The sequence below is a fragment of the Streptomyces canarius genome (assembly GCF_014650735.1).
GTDB lineage: Bacteria > Actinomycetota > Actinomycetes > Streptomycetales > Streptomycetaceae > Streptomyces > Streptomyces olivaceoviridis.
The window spans coordinates 189,799-204,490 of sequence record NZ_BMVN01000010.1 but is presented as its reverse complement, the minus strand read 5'-3'; the positions used below and the strand labels follow the sequence as shown (position 1 = coordinate 204,490).

The 14,692-nt window shown below is 72.0% G+C and carries 11 protein-coding genes and 1 pseudogene; 8 read left to right on the top strand and 4 right to left on the bottom strand.

Annotated features, from left to right (window positions below):
• Window positions 1-89 precede the first annotated feature (89 nt).
• Window positions 90-317, top strand: a complete 228-nt coding sequence (locus IE294_RS17350) for a hypothetical protein (protein ID WP_189886987.1) — start codon at window positions 90-92, stop codon at window positions 315-317.
• A gap of 72 nt (window positions 318-389) precedes the next feature.
• Here the strand turns inward: IE294_RS17350 and IE294_RS17345 are convergent, their stop codons facing one another.
• On the bottom strand, window positions 390-1,082 hold the full coding sequence (locus IE294_RS17345; protein ID WP_189886985.1) for a 4'-phosphopantetheinyl transferase family protein: 693 nt from the start codon (window positions 1,080-1,082) through the stop codon (window positions 390-392).
• The gene (locus tag IE294_RS17340; protein WP_189886983.1) at window positions 1,030-1,935 is read right to left on the bottom strand and encodes a metallophosphoesterase family protein; all 906 of its coding nucleotides are present in this window, start codon (window positions 1,933-1,935) and stop codon (window positions 1,030-1,032) included. Before IE294_RS17340 ends, IE294_RS17345 begins: the two co-directional genes overlap by 53 nt.
• A gap of 402 nt (window positions 1,936-2,337) precedes the next feature.
• On the opposite strand from IE294_RS17340, the gene IE294_RS17335 reads away from it, so the two are divergent.
• Window positions 2,338-3,456, top strand: coding sequence for an ATP-grasp domain-containing protein (locus IE294_RS17335; protein WP_189886981.1), 1,119 nt, complete (start codon window positions 2,338-2,340; stop codon window positions 3,454-3,456).
• Window positions 3,457-3,653: 197 nt separating this feature from the next.
• Window positions 3,654-5,339 (top strand): carbohydrate binding domain-containing protein, encoded by a 1,686-nt coding sequence (locus IE294_RS17330; RefSeq protein WP_189886979.1) that lies wholly within the window; start codon window positions 3,654-3,656, stop codon window positions 5,337-5,339.
• Between the two features lie 51 nt (window positions 5,340-5,390).
• Here the strand turns inward: IE294_RS17330 and IE294_RS17325 are convergent, their stop codons facing one another.
• Window positions 5,391-6,728 carry a 6-phospho-beta-glucosidase gene (locus IE294_RS17325; RefSeq protein ID WP_189886976.1) on the bottom strand — a complete coding sequence of 446 codons (1,338 nt, stop codon included), beginning with the start codon at window positions 6,726-6,728 and terminating at the stop codon, window positions 5,391-5,393.
• 72 nt (window positions 6,729-6,800) lie between these two features.
• Between IE294_RS17325 and IE294_RS17320 the strand changes: the two are divergent.
• Window positions 6,801-7,319, top strand: a pseudogene (locus IE294_RS17320) (DUF4981 domain-containing protein); the annotation flags it as partial.
• Between the two features lie 535 nt (window positions 7,320-7,854).
• Here the strand turns inward: IE294_RS17320 and IE294_RS17315 are convergent.
• The gene (locus IE294_RS17315) at window positions 7,855-8,745 is read right to left on the bottom strand and encodes a helix-turn-helix domain-containing protein (protein ID WP_189886974.1); all 891 of its coding nucleotides are present in this window, start codon (window positions 8,743-8,745) and stop codon (window positions 7,855-7,857) included.
• A 146-nt stretch (window positions 8,746-8,891) separates the two neighbouring features.
• Here IE294_RS17315 and tkt point away from each other — a divergent pair, with 146 nt between their 5' ends.
• From tkt to opcA, 4 genes are all read left to right on the top strand, one after another.
• Window positions 8,892-10,967: a transketolase gene (tkt, locus tag IE294_RS17310; RefSeq protein WP_189886972.1), complete on the top strand. Its 2,076-nt coding sequence runs from the start codon at window positions 8,892-8,894 to the stop codon at window positions 10,965-10,967.
• 69 nt (window positions 10,968-11,036) lie between these two features.
• On the top strand, window positions 11,037-12,182 hold the full coding sequence (gene tal, locus IE294_RS17305; RefSeq protein ID WP_189886970.1) for a transaldolase: 1,146 nt from the start codon (window positions 11,037-11,039) through the stop codon (window positions 12,180-12,182).
• On the top strand, window positions 12,179-13,768 hold the full coding sequence (gene zwf, locus IE294_RS17300) for a glucose-6-phosphate dehydrogenase (RefSeq protein WP_189886968.1): 1,590 nt from the start codon (window positions 12,179-12,181) through the stop codon (window positions 13,766-13,768). The genes tal and zwf overlap by 4 nt, the downstream gene beginning before the upstream one ends.
• Window positions 13,765-14,691, top strand: a complete 927-nt coding sequence (opcA, locus tag IE294_RS17295; protein WP_189886967.1) for a glucose-6-phosphate dehydrogenase assembly protein OpcA — start codon at window positions 13,765-13,767, stop codon at window positions 14,689-14,691. Before zwf ends, opcA begins: the two co-directional genes overlap by 4 nt.
• Window position 14,692: the final 1 nt, after the last annotated feature.

Below are 14,692 nucleotides of genomic sequence, written 5' to 3'. Positions count from 1 at the left end.
GGCGGCAAGCTGGGAGTGTGCGCCGTACGACGCGGTGCACGGCGCCGCAGGGCGCGTGACCGTGACGCCTACTCGGGGAGAGCCGACCGATGCCCACCGCCGTACTGACCGACCGCGAGCGTACCGCCGTACAGGCCTACCTGCGTCTGCTGCACACGGTGCGCGCCGCCTTCGACGGGCCACCGGAGGAGGACCGGCCCGCCGTCGTCCCGCCCGTCGTGCTCGCGGAGGCGGAACAGGCACTGGCCCGTGCGGGGCTCGCGGGCAACGAGGCGGAGTTCTTCCGGCTCCTGCACGACTGGTGCCGGCCCGTGTGAGCGTCGTGACGGCTCGGCGCCGCCGCCGTCACCCGGACGACGGTGGCGGTGCGGGCCGGGTGGGACCGGCTGTCAGGGGCGTGGGGCGGGGTGCGGTATGACCACCGACGTGGCCACCACGCCGTGCCGTACGGTCCACCGGCCCTCGAAGACCTGGAGCCGGTGCCCGCCGATCACGGGGCCGGGGACGAGGAGCTCGGCGCGCAGGCCGCCGGACGATTCGCCGTCGGCGTCCGGCCGCACGGTGATGTCGGCCTCGGAGAAGTCCAGCCACATGCGGGTGAGCGGGAACCACGCCTTGTAGACGGACTCCTTGGCGCTGAACAGCAGCCGGTCCCAGTGCACGGCGGGCCACCGCGCGGCCAGCCGGTCGAGGCGCTCGGTCTCGGCGGGCAGGAAGACGGACGGGCCCACCCCTTCCGGCAGCGGCCCGTGCGGTTCGGCGTCGATGCCCAGGGAGGCGAGGTCGGTGGCGCGGACCAGCGCGGCGGCGCAGTAGCCGTCGCAGTGGGTCATGCTGCCGAGCAGCCCGTCCGGCCAGCGCGGGGCCCCCCGCTCACCGGTGAGCACGGGCTGCGGCGGCACGCCGAGCTTCTCCATGGCGCGCCGGGCACAACCCCGGACGGCCGCGAACTCACGGCGCCGCTTGGCCACCGAGCGCGCGACGAGCGCCTCCTCCGCCGGGTAGAGCGGGGAGTCCCACAGCGGGTCGTCAGCGCGCGCCTCCACGGCCACGACCGACTCCGGGAGCAGCTCCTCGATCACCTGCTTCGACCTCCATCGGCAGGACACGGCGCAGCCTTCCCGGCGGATCCGGACGCTTGCGCCACTCGCGGGGATATCCCACGGAGACCTCCATGAAGCGGACTCCGTCGTGCCACGTGGTGCGGGGGATGTGCAGATGGCCGTAGACCGCGGTGGCGACCCGGAACCGGCGGTGCCAGTCGGCGGTCAGCGTGGTGCCGCACCACATGGCGAACTCGGGGTGCCACAGGACCTCGGTGGGGTGCCGGTCCAGCGGCCAGTGCCCGGCCAGCACGGTCGGCAGGTCCGCGGGCAGCTCGGACAGCCTGCGCTCGGTCTCGGCGACCCGCGCCCGGCACCACGCGTCACGGGTCGGGTAGGGGTCGGGGTGCAGCAGATACTCGTCGTTGCAGACGATGCCGGTGCTCTCCGCGTAGGCCAGGCCCTCCGCCTTGGTGGCGGAGCCGGCCGGCAGGTACGAGTAGTCGTAGAGCAGGAAGAGCGGGGCCACGACGGCCGGGCCGCCCGCGCCGCGCCACACGGGGTAGGGGTCCTCGGGGGTGACGACGCCGAGCTCGCGGCACACCTCGACCAGGTGCTCGTAGCGGGCGACGCCACGCAGCGTGACCGGATCGCTCGGATGGGTCCACAGCTCGTGGTTCCCGGGTGCCCACAGCACCTTGCTGAAGCGGCTCGCGAGCGTGCCGAGGGCCCAGCGGATGTCGGCGACGGTCTCCGCGACGTCACCGGCCACGATCAGCCAGTCGTCGTCGCTCTCGGGGCGCATGTCGTCGATCAAGGCGCGGTTGTCCGGATAACCGATGTGGAGATCGCTGATGGCCAGCAGCTGTCCGGCCCCGGCCGTCGACTCCACCCCGCACACCCCTTCCGATCATCCGATGACACAACGAGAACACATGCCCCGGGCACGGGACAAGAGGTTCCGGCCGCCGCGTGTCGCGATCCGGGCCCGGTCCGCCTCGCGCGCGTCCGGGACGACCGGGACGAGACGGCCGCGCGTCCGGGACGGGACGGCCCGCGCATCCGGTACGAGACGGCCCGCGCGTCCGGTTACGGGACGGCCCGCGAATGCGTGACCGGACGGCCCGCGAATCCGTAACACCCGCGTTGCACGAGGGACCCCTGGAAAGCCGTATGATCGCCCCAACACCAGCGCCCTCAACCCCCCTGTTTCCAGGGCTGTTTGGTGACCCTTCCTCCTCCCTGCCCGGGCACGGGCCGCTCCGCCCTGCCCGCACACCCGAAAGGGGCCCGCATGCTCTCTCGCGTACGCGTCTGGCTCAACCGCACGTACGCGGAGAACGTGTTCTTCATGGATCAGCTGCGGAGAAATCCCAGCGACCGCGCGGTCGAGATCCACGCCACGCACGGCGACCCGGACTCCCCCGTGCTGGCCGCCGCCGACACCGCCGAGCTGGAGCCGGAGGGCCTGTCCCCGGCCGCGTACGTCGAGTACGCCCTCGACCAGTGCGCCCGGCGCGGCATCGACGTGTTCGTGCCCCGGCTGCACCAGGCCGCGATCGTGGCGCACCGGGCCGAGTTCGCGGCGGCCGGTACGGCGCTGCTGGCCCCGACGCCCGAGGCGGTCGCCGTGTTCGAGGACAAGGCGATCGCGTACGCGGCGGTCCGCTCGGTGGGCGTCCCGGTGCCGCCGTGGCACCGGGTCCGCACGGCGGACGAACTCCTCGCCGCGGTCGAGGAGTTGGAGGCGGACGGGCACCGGGCGTGCTTCAAACCGGCCGCCGGCGCGGGCGGGGTCGGCTTCCGGATGATCACCCGTGCCCCCTTCTCGCTCACGCACCTCACCGGCTTCCCGGGCCCGTACGTCCAGCTGGACCTGGTCGTGGAGGCGCTGCGGCGGGCCGAGGAACCCGTGGACTGGCTGGTGATGCCGCGCCTGGAGCAGCCCGAGGTGTCCGTCGACTGCCTGACCGGGCCGGACAACCGGGTCCGGCTCGCGGTGGGCCGCACCAAGAACGGCCGCCGCCGGGGCTTCACCCTGGACGAGCGGTGGCTGGCGCCGGCCCGGCTGATCGCGGAGGGCTTCGGGCTGCACCACCTGTCCAACATCCAGTTCCGGATGCTCGGCGACCGGCCGGTGCTGCTGGACGTCAACACGAGGCCCGCCGGTGGCCTGCACCAGCTGTCGCTGTGCGGGGTGAACGCGCCGTGGGCCGCGGTGCAGGTGGCGCTGGGCGAGGACCCCGGAGTCATCGAGCCGCCCTTCCTGGGGCAGGACTACACGGTGGTGTCGGGGCCGCGTCCGCTGGCGCCCGTGACGCTTCCGCGGCAACGGGTGGAGTCCGAGGTCCTGCTGCCCGTGGCGCCGGCGCCCGTGCCGGCGGCTTCGGCGGGCGAGGTACTGCCGCTCTAGGTGACCGGCCGGCCGCGGGTGCGTCGTGGCTCGTAGCGCGGTTCCCCGCGCTCCTTCCGGAACACTGGCGCCCACCGGTATGGACCAATTCCGTTCTTCTCCTTGACAGGGTGGATTGGTCCATACCACATTCATTGACGCAACGCTTCCGCACTCCCCAGCACTCCCGAACACCCCACCCCTGACAGGGAGATCGCGTGCGCGACACACTCGGGCGTTCCAGACGCCGGCTCCTCGCTCTGCTCGGCTCCGCCGCCCTCGCGGTCGGCGGGGCCATCGCCCTCCCCGGTACGGCCCACGCGGCCAACATCCTCACCAACCCCGGCTTCGAGTCCGGCGGCCTCTCCCCCTGGACCTGCACCGGCAACCTCGGTTCGGTCGTCTCCTCCCCCGTGCACGGCGGCGCCAAGGCGCTCCAGGGCGCGGTGACGTCGAGCGACAACGCGCAGTGCAGCCAGACGGTCGCCGTCCAGCCGAACACGACGTACAGCCTCAGCGGCTGGGTGCGCGGCAGTTACGTGTACGTGGGCGTCAACGGCGGCGCGTCCACCTGGACGTCGTCCCCGTCGGCGTACAGCCAGCTCAGCGTCTCCTTCACCACCGGCGCCTCGCAGACCAGCGCCACCATCTATGTGCACGGCTGGTACGGCCAGGGCACCTACTACGCCGACGACATCGGCCTGGACGGTCCGGGCGGCGGGGGCGGCGGCGACACCCAGGCGCCGACCGCGCCGAGCGGGCTCGCCTCCACCGGCAAGACGTCGTCGAGCGTGTCGCTGAAGTGGAACGCGGCCACGGACAACACGGGCGTGACGGCGTACGACATCTACAGCGGGGCCAACCAGCTCCTGAGTGTCTCCGGTACGTCGGCCACGGTCAGCGGGCTGTCGCCGAGCACGAGTTACACCTTCACCGTGAAGGCGCGGGACGCGGCCGGGAACGCCTCGCCGGCCTCCAACTCCGTCACCGTGACGACCGACGCGGGCACCGGCGGCGGCACCGGCTTCAAGCAGGCGGCGCCGTACCTGTACCAGGGCTGGGGCGACCCGCCGAACCCGACCACGGTGATGAACGCGACCGGGGCCAAGTGGTTCACGATGGCGTTCGTGCTGGACTCCGGGGGCTGCACCCCGGCCTGGGACGGCAGCCGGCCGCTGACCGGCGGCGTGGACCAGTCGGCGATCAACCAGATCCGGTCCGCCGGTGGTGACATCGTGCCGTCGTTCGGCGGCTGGTCGGGCAGCAAGCTCGGCGCCAACTGCTCCTCCGCGAGCGCGCTCGCCGGGGCGATCCAGAAGGTGGTCGACGCCTACGGCCTGAAGGCCATCGACTTCGACATCGAGAACACCGACGAGTTCGAGAACGAGGCCGTCCAGGCGAAGATCCTCACCGCGCTGAAGACGGTCAAGGCCAACAACCCCGGCCTGAAGACCATCGTCACCTTCGGCACGTCCACCACCGGGCCGACGTACTACGGCAACCGGCTCATCGAGCAGGCGCAGGCGCTGGGCGCGAACATCGACGTGTTCACCATCATGCCGTTCGACTTCGGCGGCGGCTCGGACATGTACGGCAACACGGTGAACGCGGCGGAGGGGCTGAAGAACAAGCTGAAGTCCACCTTCGGCTGGGACGACGCCACCGCCTACGCGCACATCGGCATCTCCGGCATGAACGGCCTGTCCGACCAGCAGGAGTCGACGACTCCCGCGATCTGGACGCAGATCCGGGACTGGGCGAACTCGCACCACATCGCGCGGCTGGCCTTCTGGTCGGTCAACCGCGACCGGCCCTGCCCGGGCGGCGGTGTCGCCGAGAACTGCTCCGGGATCAGCCAGAGCAACTGGCAGTTCACCTCGATCACGGCCGGCTTCACCGGCTGACGCGCGGGTGAGGTGACACGGAGGGCCGCTCCGCGGAGCGGCCCTCCGTTCTCATGCGAGGTACGCCAGGCCGGGGTGGACCTCGGTGTAGCGCTCGACCAGTCTGCGGGCGACGGTGACCGAGTCGACCAGCGGATGCAGCGCGAAGGCCGTCACGGCGGAAGCCCGGGAACCCGACTCGGCGGCGGCGAGCACCTCCCGCTCGACGGCCTTGACCGCGCACACCAGGCCGGTGGCGTGGCCGGGGAGCGGATCGGCGGCGAAGGGGTGGGCCCCGCTCGCGTCCACCAGGCACGGGACCTCGACGACCGCGTCGCCGTCCAGGGCGGAGAGGGTGGAGCGGTTGCGGACGTTGAGGATCAGGGTGGCGCGTTCGTCGCGGGCGATGGCCCGCATCAGGGCGAGGGCGACCCTCTCGTACCCGCCGGACAGGTCCTCGGCCTCGCGTTCACCCGCGCCGGCGCTCTCCCGGTTCTCGGCCATGTAGGTCGCCTCGCGTTCGGCGCGGGTGCGGTCCCAGGCGCGCAGGGCGGAGACGGCGGGGTCGGCCGCCTCCTCGTAGAACCGGGCCTGCTGGTCGCGGAGGAAGGCGCCGCGGGTCTTCCCGGCCTCCTGGCAGGCGCGGACGGTCTCCCGGTTGAAGTAGTAGTAGTGCAGGTACTCGTTGGGGATCGCGCCGAGCGAGCGCAGCCAGTCGGCGCCGAACAGCCTGCCCTCCTCGAAGGATCCGAGCAGCGCGGGATCGCCGAGCAGGCGCGGCAGTTCGTCGCGCCCGGCGACGCGCAGGCCGCGCACCCAGCCGAGGTGGTTGAGGCCGACGTAGTCGACGTAGGCCTGTTCCGGGCGGGTGCCGAGGACCCGGGCGATACGGCGGCCGAGGCCGACCGGCGAGTCGCAGATGCCGATGACGCGGTCGCCGAGGTGACGGGACATGGCCTCGGTGACCAGCCCGGCCGGGTTGGTGAAGTTGATGACCCAGGCGTCCGGGGCGAGCCGGGTCACGCGCCGGGCGATGTCGACGGCGACGGGCACGGTGCGCAGGCCGTAGGCGATCCCGCCCGCGCCGACGGTCTCCTGGCCCAGCACCCCTTCGGCGAGCGCGACCCGTTCGTCGTTCGCCCTGCCCTCCAGGCCGCCGACGCGGATCGCGGAGAAGACGAAGTCGGCGCCGCGCAGGGCCGCGTCCAGGTCGGTGGTGGCGGTCACCGCGGGCGCGTCGGGGACCCCGGCGGCCTGTTCCGCGAGGACACGGGTCACCGCGCGCAGTCGGCGGTCGTCCAGATCGTGCAGGACGACCTCGGTGACCCGCCCCTCGGCGTGGTCGGTCAGCAGCGCGCCGTACACCAGGGGAACCCGGAATCCGCCGCCGCCCAGAATCGTCAGCCTCACGCCCGCACCTTTCCTCACACCCGCACTCTCGCAGACCTCCGCGGTGAGGGACGAACCCGTGCCGACACCGCGCTCGCGGGCCACGGGGCGGCCATCGAGTCAACGCCGTTTCTTCGGGGCGGCTTCACCCGGGAGTCCCGGGGCCACGGAATCATGCGGCGCGTGGACGAGGGACGACCGGCCGGGCCCGTGGGCGCGGGGCCGGACGACAGCGGTACGGCCGCGCCCGGCCGCCGCGGGGCGTACGGCGGTGACGCCGGCGCGCGGGTGGGGCCGCAGAGCGCGGCACCGGTCGGTGTCCGGTGTCACCGGCACGAGGGGATCGTGGTCACCAACCGGCAGCGCGTCCGGGGCCTCGGATGGCTGGCGGCCACCTGGGAGCTGGCCCTGGCCGACGGCCGCCTGCTGACCGCGCCCGCCGGGCTGCCGGATCTGCGGCCGGGCGAGACCGCGGCCGTGCCCCTGCCGTGGCGGCGGCCGGCGGAGGGCGGTCCGGCCTGGCTGACGCTGCGCGTGGTGACGGCCGAGGACCGGCCGGGGGCACCGCGCGGTACGGAGGTGTGCGCACCGTGCGTCCCGCTGCGGGGGGCGGGGGGCGACAGCTCGGTGGACGGCTACCGGTCCTACGGCCGTGCGGTGCTCGGAGACGTGGTGATCGTCCGGAACGGCAGCGCGGTCTGAGCCGGTACGGGCGGCCTCACCCCGTGAACTGCCGTACCGGGCAAGGACTTTCCTTGCTTCGACTCTTGACGGCCCCCGGGGCGGGGAGCACATTGGCGGCACCGTGAGAGCGCTCTCAAGCAGGCGTGCCCCAGCACGTCTGGGAGCGCTCTCAGGGAACCTCCGCACACACCCGTACCCGAGAGGCTCCCCATGAGCGCATCCTCCGGCATCCCCAGACCCCGCCCGCTGCGGCGCGCGTTCACCGCCGCCGTCGCCACGCTCGGCCTGGCCGCGGCCCTCGCCACGGCCGCCACCGCACCCGCCGACGCCTCCGCGCCCGCTCCGCCCTCGCGCTGTCGCGAGGGCAGCGGCCGGGTACCGGGGGTACGGGCCAAAGGCGTTCGCCGGACCCCGTGGCCGGCGGGCGGGCCGGCGGGCTCGGGTCCGGTGCCGCCGCGAGCGCTCAGCGCAGCTCCGCCCGGAAGGCCACCGGCGTCTGGCCGGTGTGCAGGTGGAAGAACTTGGTGAAGTTCGCCGCGTCGGGGAAGCCCACGGCCACCCCGACGCGGCCGATCGGCAGGTCCGTGTGGGCGAGGAGGCGCTTGGCCTCCAGGACGACGCGCTTGTCGATGAAGCCCTTGGGCGTCTCGCCGGTGGCCGCGCGGACGGCGCGGACCAGGGTGCGGCGGGAGTAGCCGAGGGCGTCGGCGTAGGCGCTGACGCTGTGGTTGGTGGGGAAGCCCCGCTCGACGGCGTCCCGGAAGCGGGTGAAGGTGCTGTCGGCGTGCTGCCGGGAGGTCTCGGCCGAACTGGCGGCGAGATGGGCGAGGCGCAGCAGGCACGCGGTCAGACTGTGCCGCAGGACGGCCGTGTGCAGGCTGAGCGGGAGCGTCTCGGTGTCCTCGTACTCGCGGCGCAGCTGGTCGAAGGCCGCGTGGAGCGCGGCCAGCTGCGCCGGGTCGGGGTGCAGCAGCGGCGGCAGGTCGTAGCGGTACAGGCCGGCGGCCTCGACGGTGGCGCGGGGCAGGAAGCCGGGCTGCATGGTCAGGACGGTTCCGCGGTACTCGGACTCACGGGAGAACCGGTGGACCTGTCCGGGGCGGATCCACAGCAGGTCGCCGGCCGTGGCCTCGTACTCGGCGAAGTCGATCATGTGCCGTACCGGGCCGTCGATGAAGAGCATGACGACATGGAAGTCGATACGGTGGACGCGGTGCAGGGGGGCGTCGACGTGCCAGCGGTGGTCGGTGCCCATCGGGCCGATCTGCATGCCGACGCCGCCGACGGCCAGGTCGGCCGGGAAGGGGAACGTTCTGATCACGTCACCCTCAGCCTGCTGTCTTATGCCCGTCATGCCCGGTTCGCCCTATCTCTGTCGGGTGATCACTGTCCCAGATTCACCACAGGCTGACACACCCCGACCTTTCCTCAAAAAAGTCAGACTTTTAAGTTTGAACGCGTCCGGCCAGCCATCCCGTACTAACCGAGGACTTCTTGAAGATGACTACGCAGACTTCCGACAGCTTCGAGTGGACCGACCTCGACCGGCGTGCCGTGGACACCGCCCGACTTCTGGCGGCCGACGCGGTGCAGAAGGTGGGTAACGGACACCCGGGCACCGCGATGAGCCTGGCGCCTGCCGCGTACACGATCTTTCAGAAGGTGATGCGACACGACCCGGCCGACCCGGAGTGGACCGGCCGTGACCGGTTCGTCCTCTCCCCCGGCCACACCTCGCTGACCCTCTACACGCAGCTGTTCCTCGCCGGCTACGAGCTGGAGCTGGACGACCTCAAGGGCTTCCGCACGCACGGCTCGAAGACGCCGGGCCACCCCGAGTACGGGCACACCGCAGGTGTGGAGACCACCACCGGCCCGCTCGGCCAGGGCGTCGCCAACGCCGTCGGCATGGCGATGGCCGCCCGCTACGAGCGCGGCCTGTTCGACCCGGAGGCCCCGGCCGGCGCCTCCCCCTTCGACCACACCGTCTGGGCCATCGTCTCCGACGGCGACCTGGAGGAGGGCGTCTCCGCCGAGGCCTCCTCGCTCGCCGGCCACCAGAAGCTGGGCAACCTGGTCTTCGTCTACGACGACAACCACATCTCCATCGAGGGCGACACCGCGACCGCCTTCTCCGAGGACGTGCTGAAGCGGTACGAGGCCTACGGCTGGCACACCCAGCGCGTCGCGCCCACCGCCGAGGGTGACATCGACGTCCCCGCCCTTCACGCCGCGCTGGAGGCCGCCCGGGCCGAGACCGAGCGGCCCTCGATCATCGCCATGCGAACGATCATCGCCTGGCCGGCCCCGAACGCCCGGAACACCGAGGCCTCGCACGGCTCCGCGCTGGGCGAGGAGGAGATCGCCGCCACCAAGCGCCTCCTCGGTTTCGACCCGGAGCAGACCTTCGAGGTGGCCGACGAGGTCCTCAAGCACACCCGGGGGGCCCTGGACCGGGGTGCCGAGGCGCACGCGGCCTGGGACAAGCGGATCGCCGAGTGGCGCGCCGCCAACCCCGAGCGGGCCGAGCTGTTCGACCGCGTCAGCAAGGGCGAGCTGCCCGAGGGCTGGGAGGAGAGCATCCCGGTCTTCGAGGAGGGCAAGTCGGTCGCCACCCGCGCCGCCTCCGGGAAGGTGCTCCAGTCGCTCGGCCCGGTGCTCCCCGAGCTGTGGGGCGGCTCCGCCGACCTGGCCGGCTCGAACAACACCACCATCGACAAGACCAGCTCCTTCCTGCCGAAGGGCAACCCGCTGCCCGGGGCCGACCCGTACGGCCGAACCGTGCACTTCGGCATCCGCGAGTTCTCCATGGCCGCGGAGATGAACGGCATCGCCCTGCACGGCAACACCCGGATCTACGGCGGCACCTTCCTGGTGTTCTCCGACTACATGCGCAACGCCGTCCGGATGTCGGCGCTCATGCAGCTGCCGGTGACGTACGTGTGGACGCACGACTCCATCGGCCTCGGCGAGGACGGCCCCACCCACCAGCCGGTCGAGCACCTGGCCTCCCTGCGCGCGATCCCGGGCCTGAACGTCGTCCGCCCGGCGGACGCCAACGAGACCGCGATCGTCTGGGCCGAGATCCTGAAGAGGCACGCCACGCACCCCGCCCCGCACGGGCTCGCGCTCACCCGCCAGGGCGTGCCGGTGTACGCGCCGGACGCGGACGCGGCCAAGGGCGGCTACGTGCTGCGCGAGTCCTCGACGGAGGTCCCGGAGGTGATCATCATCGCGACGGGCTCCGAGGTGCAGCTCGCCGTGGCCGCGCGGGAGCGGCTGGAGGCCGAGGGGATCGGCACGCGGGTGGTGTCCATGCCGTCCGTGGAGTGGTTCGAGGAGCAGCCGCGCGAGTACCGCGAGCGGGTGCTGCCGCCGGCCGTGAAGGCCCGGGTCGCGGTCGAGGCCGGCATCGGCCTGACCTGGTACCGGTTCGTCGGTGACGCCGGACGCATCGTCTCGCTCGAACACTTCGGTGCCTCCGCCGACGCCAAGACCCTGTTCGCCGAGTTCGGCTTCACCCCCGAGAACGTCGCCGCGGCGGCCCGCGAGTCGCTCGCCGCCACGCGCGCCTGACACCGCGCACACCAAGCGCACCGACGCATACCAAGCACACCGACGCACAGAAGACGCACCAAAAGAGAGATGAGCACAGTGACCGAAGCAATCCCGACCCCGGGAGCCCTCAAGCGCCTCGCCGACGAGGGCGTGTCGATCTGGCTGGACGACCTGTCCCGCAAGCGGATCACCTCGGGCAGCCTCGCCGAGCTGGTGGCGAGCGGAAGCGCCGTCGGTGTCACCACCAACCCGTCCATCTTCCAGGCCGCCATCGGTTCCGGTGAGGGCTACGAGGAGCAGCTGACCGACCTCGCCGTGCGCGGGGTGACGGTCGACGAGGCCGTACGGATGATGACGACCGCCGACGTGCGGGACGCCGCCGACATCCTGCGTCCCGTGTACGACGCCTCGGGCGGCCGTGACGGCCGGGTCTCCATCGAGGTCGACCCGCGCCTCGCGCACGAGACCGAGGCCACGATCGCCGAGGCCAAGCAGCTCGCCTGGCTGGTGGACCGGCCCAACGTGATGATCAAGATACCGGCGACCAAGGCGGGCCTGCCGGCGATCACCGAGGTCATCGGCCTCGGCATCAGCGTCAACGTGACCCTGATCTTCTCCCTGGAGCGCTACCGCGAGGTCATGGCCGCCTACCTGGCCGGCCTGGAGAAGGCCCGCGAGCGGGGCGTCGACCTCTCCACGATCCACTCGGTGGCGTCCTTCTTCGTCTCCCGCGTGGACAGCGAGATCGACAAGCGGCTGACCGCCCTCGGCACCGACGAGGCCCTCGCCCTGAAGGGCCGCGCGGCCCTCGCCAACGCCCGCCTCGCCTACGAGGCGTACGAGGAGGTCTTCGCGTCCGACCGCTGGCTGGCGCTCGCCGGGGACAAGGCGAACAAGCAGCGCCCGCTGTGGGCGTCCACCGGTGTGAAGGACCCCGCGTACAAGGACACTCTGTACGTGGACGAGCTGGTCGCGCCGGGCACCGTCAACACCATGCCCGAGGCCACGCTGAACGCGGTCGCCGACCACGGCGAGATCACCGGTGACACGGTGACGGGCGGCTACGCGCAGGCCCGCGCCGACCTGGCCGCCGTCGAGCGGCTCGGCATCGCCTACGACGAGGTCGTCCGGCAACTGGAGAACGAGGGTGTCGCCAAGTTCGAGGTGGCCTGGCAGGACCTTCTGGACGCCGTAGCGACGTCCCTGAAGAGCAAGGGAGTTGACGCCCGATGACCGAGAACGCACCCGCCCAGGCGCCCGCACCCGAGGAGGTGCGCGTACCGGTGGCCCCGGCCGCCGACTGGGTGAACCCGCTGCGGGACGCCCGGGACCGCCGGCTCCCGCGCATCGCCGGTCCGTCGGGCCTGGTCATCTTCGGGGTGACCGGTGACCTGTCCCGCAAGAAGCTGATGCCGGCCGTGTACGACCTGGCCAACCGCGGTCTGCTGCCGCCGGGCTTCTCCCTCGTCGGGTTCGCCCGCCGGGACTGGGCCGACCAGGACTTCGCGCAGGTCGTGCACGACGCCGTGAAGGAGCACGCCCGCACCCCGTTCCGCGAGGAGGTGTGGCAGCAGCTCGCCGAGGGCATGCGGTTCATCCCCGGCGACTTCGACGACGACACCGCGTTCAAGCAGCTCAAGGACGCCGTCGACGAGCTGGACTCCTCCCGGGGCACCGGCGGCAACTTCGCCTTCTACCTCTCGGTGCCGCCGAAGTTCTTCCCGAAGGTCGTCCAGCAGCTGAAGAAGCACGGCCTGGCCAGCCCGCCGAAGGGCTCCTGGCGGCGCGCGGTCATCGAGAAGCCGTTCGGTCACGACCTGGACAGCGCGCGTGAGCTGAACGCGATCGTGCACGAGGTGTTCGAGCCGGACCAGGTGTTCCGCATCGACCACTACCTCGGCAAGGAGACCGTCCAGAACATCCTGGCGCTGCGCTTCGCCAACCAGATGTACGAGCCGATCTGGAACCGGTCGTACGTCGACCACGTTCAGATCACGATGGCGGAGGACATCGGCATCGGCGGCCGGGCCGGCTACTACGACGGCATCGGCGCCGCCCGGGACGTCATCCAGAACCACCTGCTCCAGCTCATGGCGCTGACCGCCATGGAGGAGCCGATCGCGTTCGACGCGGAGGCGCTGCTCACCGAGAAGCTGAAGGTGCTGAAGTCGGTGCGGCTGCCGGAGGACCTGGGCGGGCACACCGTGCGCGGTCAGTACGCGGCCGGCTGGCAGGGCGGCGAGAAGGTCGTCGGCTACCTCCAGGAGGACGGCATCGACCCCAAGTCGAAGACCGACACCTTCGCCGCGATCAAGCTGGGCATCGACAACCGCCGCTGGGCGGGCGTCCCCTTCTACCTGCGCACCGGCAAGCGGCTCGGCCGCAGGGTCACCGAGATCGCGGTGGTCTTCAAGCGGGCCCCGCACTCCCCGTTCGACTCCACCGCCACCGAGGAGCTGGGGCAGAACGCGATCGTCATCCGCGTCCAGCCGGACGAGGGCATGACCGTGCGGTTCGGCTCGAAGGTGCCGGGCACGTCGATGGAGATCCGGGACGTGTCGATGGACTTCGCCTACGGCGAGTCGTTCACCGAGTCGAGCCCGGAGGCGTACGAGCGGCTCATCCTGGACGTACTGCTCGGCGACGCCAACCTGTTCCCCCGTCACCAGGAAGTGGAAGAGTCCTGGAAGATCCTCGACCCGATCGAGGAGTACTGGGCGGCGCACGGCAGGCCGGCGCAGTACGCGTCGGGCAGCTGGGGACCGAGTGAAGCCGACGAGATGCTCGCACGAGACGGACGGAGCTGGCGCAGGCCATGAAGATCGACCTGACCGACACCACGGCAAGCAAGATCAACAAGGCGTTGGTGCAGGGCCGCCGCGCCATCGGGACGCCCGCCGTGGGCATGGTCCTGACGATGGTCATCGTCACGGACGAGGAGAACGCCTACGACTCGATCAAGGCGGCCGAGGAGGCCTCGCACGAGCACCCCTCGCGCACCCTGGTCGTCATCCGGAGGCAGGCCCGCACCCTGCGCGACCGCACCCACTCGCGGCTCGACGCCGAGGTCCGGGTCGGCTCCGAGGCCGGCACCGGCGAGACGGTGGTGCTGCGCACCTACGGCGAGGTGTCCGACCACGCCGACTCGGTGGTGCTGCCGCTGCTGCTGCCGGACGCCCCGGTGGTCGTGTGGTGGCCGGTGGACGCGCCCGAGGCGCCGTCCAAGGACGCGCTGGGCGCGCTCGCCCAGCGGCGGATCACCGACCTGTACGCCGTCGAGCGCCCGCTGGAGGTCCTGAACACCCGGGCCCGCACCTACGCCCCCGGTGACACCGACCTCGCCTGGACCCGGCTGACCCTGTGGCGGTCCATGCTGGCCGCGGCCATGGACCAGGCCCGTGTGAAGGTGACGTCGGCGGCCGTCGAGGCCGAGGCCGACAACCCCAGCGCCGAGCTGCTCGCCCGCTGGCTCCAGGCCCGCCTGGGCGTGCCGGTGGACCGGGTGCACAGCGCCGGCCCGTTCGTGACGACGGTACGGCTCGGCACCGCGAACGGCGAGATCGTCGTCGACCGCCCCGAGGGCCCGCTGGCCACGCTGACCCTGCCGGGCCAGCCGCCGCGCACCCTCGCCCTGAAGGTCCGCCCCACCTCCGAACTCATCGCCGAGGAACTGCGCCGCCTCGACGCGGACGAGATGTACGCCATCGCCCTCCAGGGCGAGGGCACCAAGGAGAACGCCTGAG

Coding starts and splice junctions, on each gene's coding strand:
- IE294_RS17335 (WP_189886981.1), top strand. CDS start 2,338: ATGCTCTCTCGCGTACGCGTCTGGCTCAACCGCACGTACGCGGAGAAC.
- opcA (WP_189886967.1), top strand. CDS start 13,765: ATGAAGATCGACCTGACCGACACCACGGCAAGCAAGATCAACAAGGCG.
- zwf (WP_189886968.1), top strand. CDS start 12,179: ATGACCGAGAACGCACCCGCCCAGGCGCCCGCACCCGAGGAGGTGCGC.
- IE294_RS17350 (WP_189886987.1), top strand. CDS start 90: ATGCCCACCGCCGTACTGACCGACCGCGAGCGTACCGCCGTACAGGCC.
- tal (WP_189886970.1), top strand. CDS start 11,037: ATGAGCACAGTGACCGAAGCAATCCCGACCCCGGGAGCCCTCAAGCGC.
- tkt (WP_189886972.1), top strand. CDS start 8,892: ATGACTACGCAGACTTCCGACAGCTTCGAGTGGACCGACCTCGACCGG.
- IE294_RS17315 (WP_189886974.1), bottom strand. CDS start 8,745: ATGACGGGCATAAGACAGCAGGCTGAGGGTGACGTGATCAGAACGTTC.